Origin of the sequence: Dietzia sp. E1 (assembly GCF_014145015.1) — a bacterium.
GTDB lineage: Bacteria > Actinomycetota > Actinomycetes > Mycobacteriales > Mycobacteriaceae > Dietzia > Dietzia cinnamea_A.
This window is the reverse complement of sequence record NZ_JAALDU010000396.1, coordinates 1-7,940: the sequence shown is the minus strand read 5'-3', so window position 1 is coordinate 7,940 and position 7,940 is coordinate 1. Positions and strand designations below refer to the sequence as shown.

At 70.7% G+C, this 7,940-nt stretch carries 9 protein-coding genes; 2 read left to right on the top strand and 7 right to left on the bottom strand.

Features of this window, described 5'->3' with window-relative positions; genetic code table 11:
* Positions 1 to 32: 32 nt before the first annotated feature.
* The 4 genes from purQ to G6030_RS12760 form a co-directional block, all read right to left on the bottom strand.
* Positions 33 to 710, bottom strand: coding sequence for a phosphoribosylformylglycinamidine synthase subunit PurQ (gene purQ, locus G6030_RS12775; RefSeq protein WP_007631243.1), 678 nt, complete (start codon positions 708 to 710; stop codon positions 33 to 35).
* On the bottom strand, positions 707 to 961 hold the full coding sequence (gene purS, locus G6030_RS12770) for a phosphoribosylformylglycinamidine synthase subunit PurS (RefSeq protein ID WP_007631242.1): 255 nt from the start codon (positions 959 to 961) through the stop codon (positions 707 to 709). Before purS ends, purQ begins: the two co-directional genes overlap by 4 nt.
* Positions 962 to 1,058: 97 nt before the next feature.
* Entirely contained in the window at positions 1,059 to 1,763 is a 705-nt protein-coding gene (locus tag G6030_RS12765; RefSeq protein WP_182643377.1) for a DUF2334 domain-containing protein, read from the bottom strand.
* 87 nt (positions 1,764 to 1,850) lie between these two features.
* On the bottom strand, positions 1,851 to 2,348 hold the full coding sequence (locus G6030_RS12760; RefSeq protein ID WP_182643376.1) for a glutathione peroxidase: 498 nt from the start codon (positions 2,346 to 2,348) through the stop codon (positions 1,851 to 1,853).
* Positions 2,349 to 2,411: 63 nt separating this feature from the next.
* On the opposite strand from G6030_RS12760, the gene G6030_RS12755 reads away from it, so the two are divergent.
* On the top strand, positions 2,412 to 2,690 hold the full coding sequence (locus tag G6030_RS12755) for a helix-turn-helix transcriptional regulator (RefSeq protein WP_182643375.1): 279 nt from the start codon (positions 2,412 to 2,414) through the stop codon (positions 2,688 to 2,690).
* Positions 2,687 to 3,217 carry a hypothetical protein gene (locus tag G6030_RS12750; RefSeq protein WP_182643374.1) on the top strand — a complete coding sequence of 177 codons (531 nt, stop codon included), beginning with the start codon at positions 2,687 to 2,689 and terminating at the stop codon, positions 3,215 to 3,217. Before G6030_RS12755 ends, G6030_RS12750 begins: the two co-directional genes overlap by 4 nt.
* Positions 3,218 to 3,347: 130 nt before the next feature.
* Here the strand turns inward: G6030_RS12750 and G6030_RS12745 are convergent, their stop codons facing one another.
* The 3 genes from G6030_RS12745 to G6030_RS12735 form a co-directional block, all read right to left on the bottom strand.
* Complete coding sequence (locus tag G6030_RS12745; RefSeq protein WP_182643378.1) at positions 3,348 to 5,534, bottom strand: prolyl oligopeptidase family serine peptidase; 2,187 nt, start codon at positions 5,532 to 5,534, stop codon at positions 3,348 to 3,350.
* Positions 5,535 to 5,635: 101 nt separating this feature from the next.
* The gene (locus G6030_RS12740; protein ID WP_182643373.1) at positions 5,636 to 6,529 is read right to left on the bottom strand and encodes a phosphoribosylaminoimidazolesuccinocarboxamide synthase; all 894 of its coding nucleotides are present in this window, start codon (positions 6,527 to 6,529) and stop codon (positions 5,636 to 5,638) included.
* Between the two features lie 71 nt (positions 6,530 to 6,600).
* Complete coding sequence (locus G6030_RS12735; protein WP_182643372.1) at positions 6,601 to 7,464, bottom strand: alpha/beta hydrolase; 864 nt, start codon at positions 7,462 to 7,464, stop codon at positions 6,601 to 6,603.
* Between the last annotated feature and the right edge of the window lie 476 nt (positions 7,465 to 7,940).

The window sequence follows — 7,940 nt, the reverse complement described above, 5'->3', positions numbered from 1 at the left end:
CCAACCCCAATAGCGCCTTGTTCAGCAGTCTCCTAGACCTTGACGACCGCGTCGAGCGCGGACAGGAACAGGCCGAGGCCGTCGTCGGACGGTCCGGTGAGCGGGTCGATCGCGTGCTCGGGGTGCGGCATGAGGCCCACGACGCGCCCGTTCTCCGACGTGATGCCGGCGATGTGGTTGGTGGAGCCGTTGGGGGCGTCGCCGGCGAAGCGGAACACGACGCGCCCCTCGCCCTCGAGCTCCTCGATCGTCTCCGCGGTCGCCATGTAGCGCCCCTCGCCGGACTTGAGGGGGATGAGGATCTCGGCGCCCTTCTCGAAACGCGACGTCCAGGCGGTGTCGGTGTTCTCGACGCGCAGCCACTCGTCGCGGCAGATGAAGTGCATGTCGCGGTTGCGGCCCATGGCACCGGGCAGCAGCCCGGCCTCGCAGAGGATCTGGAAGCCGTTGCAGATGCCGAGCACGGGCATGCCACCGCGGGCGGCGCTGATGACCTCGCCCATGACAGGGGCCATGGAGGCGATGGCGCCGCAGCGCAGGTAGTCGCCATAGGAGAAGCCGCCGGGCACGACCACCGCGTCGACACCCTTTAGGTCGGCGTCGTCGTGCCACAGCGAGACGGCCTCGCCGCCGGCGCGGGTCACGGCACGCGAGGCGTCGATGTCGTCGAGCGTGCCGGGGAAGGTGATGACGCCGATCCGCGCGCTCACGAGGCGACCCCCGCGGTGTCGACGCGGACGACCTTCCAGTCCTCGATCACCGTGTTGGCCAGCAGCGACGAGGCGATCTCCTCGAGCTCGGCGTCGGTGACCGAGTCGGAGACCTCGAGCTCGAACCGCTTGCCCTGCCGGACGTCGGTGACGCCGTCGTGGCCGAGGCGGCCGAGCGCGCGGTGGATGGCCTGACCCTGCGGATCGAGGATCTCGGCCTTGGGCATGACTTCGACGACGACTCGGGCCACGTGGGAACTCCTCGTTCGGGGCGGTTTCGCGGGGCGGGCCCGGACCTGCCGGGACTCACCTGTCGATCCTACCCGCAGCCGGCGCCACGGCCGAAGCTCAGGCGGCGCCGACCAGCGCGGTGGGTGACCACTCGTAGCGCGCGACCCGGGCTCCGTACTCACCAGTGACGAGGTCCACGGCGTCGAGCAGCGCGGCCCGCGGTGCCGTGCGGGAGAGCTGCTTGGCGGAGACGTTGAGCCTGACGAGCCCGCCCGCTGCGGCGGTGCGGCCGGCGGCGGCGACGAGCGCCCGGCACCACCAGGCGTCGGCGACGAACCCCTCCCCGATCGACAGGGCGCGGCCGCGCTCGGTGGTGCCGCGGACGACGTCGTGGATCCCGGTGAGGGCGGCGCACAGCCGGAAACCCACGTCGGGCAGGGCCTTGAGGCAGCCCGGGGAGGCGTTCCAGCGCGGCGGCGCGAAGATCCGGGTGCGCAGGCCCATGTCGGCCATGAGCCGGTCGGCGGCGGTGAGACGCACGGTGGCCTCGGCCGGGCCGATGGAGGCGAACTCGGCGCGGCGGAGCCCGGTCGCCGCGTCGTCGTAGCCGCCCAGCACGATCGCGTCGCCCTGGCGGCGGCGGTGCCGCAGCCAGTCCTGGGTGCCGTGATCGGCGGCGAGCTCGTACTCGCGGCCACGCCGCGGCGCGACGAGGAGGGAGACGGGCACGGACCGGCGTTCGAGCTCGCCGACCAGGTCCACGGCGTGGTCGAGGGTGGTGTCGCGCAGACCCGAGAGGGAGACGATGAGGCGCGGGGTCATGGCCGCATCGTGTCAGACCGTGGTGACAGGGCGACGACGACGAGGTGTACGCCTGATGGCCGGGCCCCGTCGGGCCTGCTCAGGCCGTCAGATCGGGAGTGTCTCCTCGAGCGCCTCCACCAGTTCGGGGGCCCCGGGCTCGACCTTGGGACGGAACCGGCCGACGACCTCTCCCTCGGGAGAGATCAGGAACTTCTCGAAGTTCCACTGCACGTCGCCGGCCTCGCCGTCCGCGTCGGCGACCTTGGTCAGTTCGGCGTACAGCGGGTGCCGGTCCGGGCCGTTGACGTCGACCTTGGCCGCGAGGGGGAAGGTGATCCCGTACTTGCCGGACGTGAACTCCTTGATGGTGTCCTCGTCCCCCGGCTCCTGGCCCATGAACTGGTTGCACGGGAACCCGATCACGAACAGTCCGCGGTCGCGGAAGTCGTCCGCGAGCTCCTGCAGACCCTCGTACTGCGGCGTGAGACCGCACTCGCTGGCGACGTTGACCACGAGGACGGCGTGGCCCGCGTAGTCGGCCATGCTGGCCTGCTCGCCGTCGATGGTGGTGAACGGGATGTCGTGGACGCTGCCGTTGCTCATGTGACCCAGCCTACTCGGATCTCGGCGTTGACAATTCGTTGGGTTTTCCCAACACTTAGGTGCATGAGTCCAGTGCGTCGGGGAGAAAAGCTCCCGATCTTCAACCGGATCGCGGTGCTGCGCGCCGAGCACCGTCTGAGCAGGGCGGCGTTGGCGGAGCGGATCGAGGTCAACCCCCAGACGGTGGGGGCGCTCGAACGCGGCGACCATTACCCCAGCCTGGATCTGGCCTTCCGGATCTGCGCGGTGTTCGACCTCCCGGTCGAGGCCGTGTTCTCCCGCGAGGAGTTCCAACCGATGTCCGCCGAGATCTACCGCCGCCCCCGAGAGGACCGATCATGACCACCTTCAGCCCCGGCACCGAGACACTGTCCCCCGCCGAGCGCCGCTACGAGAAACAGGTCGCCAGGACGGAGGGCAGTCTGCGCGCGTGGCGCACCCCGGCCCGGCGCCGCCTGCTGATCCGCCTGAACTGGGGGTGCATCGTCGTCATGGCCGCGATCGCGGTCGCCAGCTACTTCTGGTTGCCGGTCGCGATCGCATGGATCCCCATGACCGCGGCGATCTGCGTCTGCTGGTCGATGCTGCGCACGGTGATCGACATGAAGGACGCCGCCCCGGCCCGTTACCTCGACGAGTACGAGACGCAGACCCTCCTCCACGCCCGCTCGAGCGCGTTGAAGGCCCTCGTCGCCGTCCTCATGGCGATCGGGCTACTGCTGGTCTGGGGGTCGAGCTTCGAGTTCGGCGACGGTCACCGCCTCGCCTACGCGATGGGTGGTCTGGCGATCCTCGGCGTCTTCGTCGGCGGGGTGATCCCCGCGGCCGCGATGGCCCGCACCATGGAGCCGGCCGACGACCCGGCCTGAGCCCGGGCGTTCCCCCGTCACCCCGCCGTGGAGCGTCCACCTCCCGAAATCCGCTACTCCCGCTCGGCATCCGCTACCCAGGTGGGAGTAGCGGATCCGGAGCGGGAGTAGCGGATTGTGGCGGGTGCGGCTAACCGGCGCCGGCGGTCCGGACGGTCCATGCGTATTCGAACGCTGTCTGCCGCCACCGCTCGTAGCGGCCCGACACGCCGCCGTGCCCGGCGCTCATCTCGCAGCGCAGCAGCACCGGCCGGTCGGTGGAGTTGGCCGACGGCGCCACGGCCCGCAGCTTGGCCACCCACTTGGCGGGCTCCACGTACAACACGCGGGTGTCGTTGAGCGAGGTCACCGCGAGGATGGCCGGGTACCCCTTGGCCTCGATGTTCTCGTACGGGGCGTACGAGGCCATGTAGTCGTAGACCTCCTCGGAGTGCAGCGGGTCGCCCCACTCGTCCCACTCGATCACCGTGAGCGGCAGCTCGGGCATGAGGATCGAGGTGAGCGGGTCGACGAACGGCACCACGGCCTGGATCCCCGCGAACAGGTCGGGGGCGAGGTTGGCGACCGCCCCCATGAGCAGACCGCCCGCGCTGCCGCCCTCGGCGACCAGCCGGTCCGGCGCGGTGAGCCCGGCATCGATGAGGTGCCGCGCGCAGTCGACGAAGTCGGTGAAGGTGTTGCGCTTGGTCAGCTTCTTGCCGTTCTCGTACCAGAGCCGGCCCATCTCGCCGCCGCCGCGCACGTGCGCCACGGCGTAGGCCATCCCCCGGTCGAGCAACGACAGCCTGGCCACCGAGAACGCGGGATCGATGCTCGACTCGTACGAGCCATAGCCGTACAGCAGGGTCGGCACCTGCTCGCCGGCGTCAACGCGGGCGGCGGTGTCGTTCGACATCACCAGGGAGATCGGCACCTGGGTGCCGTCGGCTGCGGTCGCCCAGTCCCGACGCTGCACATAACCGCTCGGGTCGTAGCCTCCGAGGACCTCCTGCTCGCGCAGCAGCGTGCGCTCGCCGGTGGTCAGGTCGAGCGAGTAGACCCGCCCCGGCGTGATGAACGAGCCGTAACCGAACCGCAGGACCGGCGAGTTCCACTCCGGGTTCGATCCGGGACCGGAGGTGAACAGCTCCTCGTCGAACTCCACGGGCTCGAAGCGCGTGTACTCGCCGGTCCCCGCCGTGGAGTCCGGGTCGATCGGCATGAGCGCGAAGCGCGGCAGCGCCCCCTCGCGGTAGCCCAGCACCAGCACCCGGGCGAAGGCGTCCACGCCCTCGACGCGGACGTCGTCGCGGTGCTCGACGAGCGTGCGCAGGTCCCGCAGGGAGCCCTCGATCGGGCCCGCGGGCGCCTCGGCCACCACATAGTTCGGCGCGCCGTCGTTGTGCGTGATGATGAAGCGGTCCTCGCCGCCGATCACCGCGTGCTCGACGTCGTACTCCACGCCCTCCTCGCGCGGCCGGACGCACCAGAACTCACCCGCGGGATCGTTCGAGTCCAGGCACCACACCTCGGTGGTGACCTTGGAACCCGCCGCTATCTGCAGGTACTTCTCGCTGCGTGTCTCGCCCACCCCGATCCAGTAGGACTCGTCGGGCTCGTGGAACACCTTGTCGTCGTCGTCCCTCGTCGTCCCGAGGCGGTGACGCCAGACGGTGTCCGGTCGCCACGCGTCGTCGACGGTCACGTAGAACACGTACCGGCCGTCGCGGGACCAGGTCACGCCCGCCGCGATGCCGGAGATCTCCTCGTCCGGCGCGGTGACCTCCGGGTCCAGCGAGCGGAAGCGCAGCGTGTAGCGCTCGTCGCCCTCGGTGTCGGTGGCCCACGCCAGCATCGTCCCGTCGTGACTGACCGAGAACGCGCCGAGCGCGAAGTACTCGTGCCCCTCGGCCTCGGCGTTGCCGTCCATGAGCAGTTGCTCGCCGGGCAGTTCCTCGTCCGGGGAGACCTCCGGCGGCGCCCACCCGGCCGGGTCCGCCGGGTCATCGACGTACTGCTGCGGAACCGGGACGCGGCAGTGCTTCGCGTACGAGCGGCCCTCCTCCGTACGCGAGAAGTACCACCAGCCGCCGGAACGCACGGGGACCGACATGTCGGTCTCCTTCACGCGCGAGCGGATCTCCTCGTAGACCTCGTCCTCCAGCGGCTTGAGGTCGGCGGTCATGGCGTCGGTGTAGTCGTTCTCCGCCTCCAGGTACTCGCGCGTCGCCGGGGCGTCCTTGTCGCGCAGCCACTCGTAGTCGTCGATGAAGACGCGACCGTGGTGCTCGCGCCGGTGCGGGCGACGCTCGGCCACCGGCGGCGTGGGCGGGTTCACCGCTGCCGGGGGTGAGGCCGTGTCAGTCACGGACGAGGCGGACTCGGTGGTGGGAGAGGCGGGCTCGTTCGCGGAGGCCCGCGAGGTGGCGTCGAATGCGCTCACGCGTCGTCACCGCCGATCCAGTCCGCGAACGACAGGCCGGAGATCCGCTCGTAGGCCTCGATGTACCGATCACGCGTGGCGGCCACCACCTCGTCGGGCAGCACCGGCGGCGGGGTGTCGGCGCCGGGGTTCCAACCCGCCTCCGGCCCGGTCAGCCAGTTGCGCACGAACTGCTTGTCGAAGCTCGGCTGCACGCGGCCCGGCGAGTAGTCGTCGGCCGGCCAGTACCGGGACGAGTCCGGCGTGAGCACCTCGTCGGCGAGGATGAGCTCCCCGTCGGCCAGCCCGAACTCGAACTTCGTGTCCGCCAGCAGCACGCCACGGTCGGCGGCGATCTCCGCGGCCCGCGAGTAGATGTCGAGGGTGGTGGATCGCAGCCGCTCGGCGAGCTCCGCACCGACGATGCGAGTGAGCTGGTCGAACGAGATGTTCTCGTCGTGGTCCCCCTGCGCCGCCTTGGTGGCCGGGGTGAAGATCGGCTCCGGCAACTTGCTGGCCTCGACCAGGCCGTCGGGCAGCTCGATGCCGCACACCGTGCCCGACTCGCGGTACTCGGTGATCCCCGACCCGGTGAGGTATCCGCGGGCCACGCACTCCGCCTGGACCATGTCGAGCCGACGCACCACCATCGCGCGCCCCAGCACCTCGGCCGGGATGCGCTCGTCGTCGAGTGGTCCCGCCAGGTGGTTGGGGACGTCGAGCGCGTCGAAGAAGAACGCGCTCATCGCGGTGAGCACCCGGCCCTTGTCGGGGATGGGCGTCCCGAGCACGTGGTCGTACGCCGAGATCCTGTCGGTGGCCACCATGAGCAGCGTCTCGTCGTCGATCTCGTACAGCTCGCGGACCTTCCCGGAGACGAGGTGGCGGTAGGAGGACAGATCGGGTCGCATGACGGCCAGCGTAGCCGGACGACGATCACCGACGAGGCGGTGCGTCGAACCGGCCGGCCCCGCGCGGAGACTCAGCCCAGCCGGGCGTCGAGCCACTCCCCCAGTGCCGCGTACGCCTCGTCCGCGCAGAGGTCGTTGAACAGTTCGTGCAGCCCGCCCTCGATCTCCCGGTAGGTGATCTCCGGGCGCGGATCGTGATCCGTGCCTGCAACCTGCGCGAACCGGCGCGACCCCGTCGGGGAGGTGATGGTGTCGGCGGAACCGTTGAGCACGAGGGTCGGCAGACGCAGGGCACGGGACCGCTCGATGAGCTTCAGCCCGCCGGCGAGCATCGTGCCCGCAGACACCGCGGGCACTCCCTTGTGATGGACCAGCGGGTCGGAGGAGTAGTCCTCCACGTACTCGGGCACGCGGGAGATCTCGCGCGGATCGAGCTTCTCCACCGGCAGGAAGGGCAGGAGTCGCGCGATCACAGGGGCGAGTGCACGCAGCGGCTCCGGCGTTCCCTCACCGACGACGAGTCCCGGCGAGGACAGAATGAGGCCCTTGAGGTCCCACGGCCGCCGAAGCGCCGACTCGCCGGCGATCAAGCCGCCCATCGAGTGCCCCATCAGAAGCCTGGGCAGCGCCTCGGCGCCACCACCCTCATCCGACCGGGCCCACTCGAGCACCGCGTCCCGGACCGCGAGGTTGTCCCGGATATGGGTCTCCATGTCGACCCGCGCCCGCGGGCCGGGAGCCGTGCCGTGGCCGCGCAGGTCGTACACCGCGACCGTGATCCCGCGATCGGTGAGGAACCGGATGGTCCGCCCGTAACGGCCGGAATGCTCGCCGAAGCCGTGGACCAACACCAGCAGGGCACGCGGATCATCGGCGTGGTGCAGCCTCGCCTGCAGGCCGGAGGTTTCGGGGACGGGGATCACGGTCTCACGCATGGTGATCAGACTAGTGCGCGCCCGCGGCGGCCCGGGGCCGATCGTCGGGCGGTCCTCAGATGCCGAGCTGCCCAAGGATGAGACTGCCCACGCCCAGCGGCATCAGCGAGAAGGCGATCGGCACGTGGAACTGCTCCATGAACGCCGCCGGGTCGATCCCGACCGCCGAACTCGCGGTGGCGAGTCCCGACTGGATCGCACCGGAGCTCCGTGTGTTTCAGGGAGGCGATCAGGGCCGGGAGCGAGACGCCATCCCCGGGAGCGGCTACCCGAGGCCAACACTCCCGCCCGCCACGATGGCGTCTGGCGCGCACCGCGGGGCAGGCGAGACGCCATGCCGAGGAGCGGCTGCGCGGTCCGCGGTCGCAGCGGACACCGACCTGGGCCTACAGAATCGAGCCCGGCGCGTAGCCGGCGGCCTCCGGGTGGCGGGCGACGAGCGCCTCGACGCGCGCGGCCACGGCGTCGACCTGATC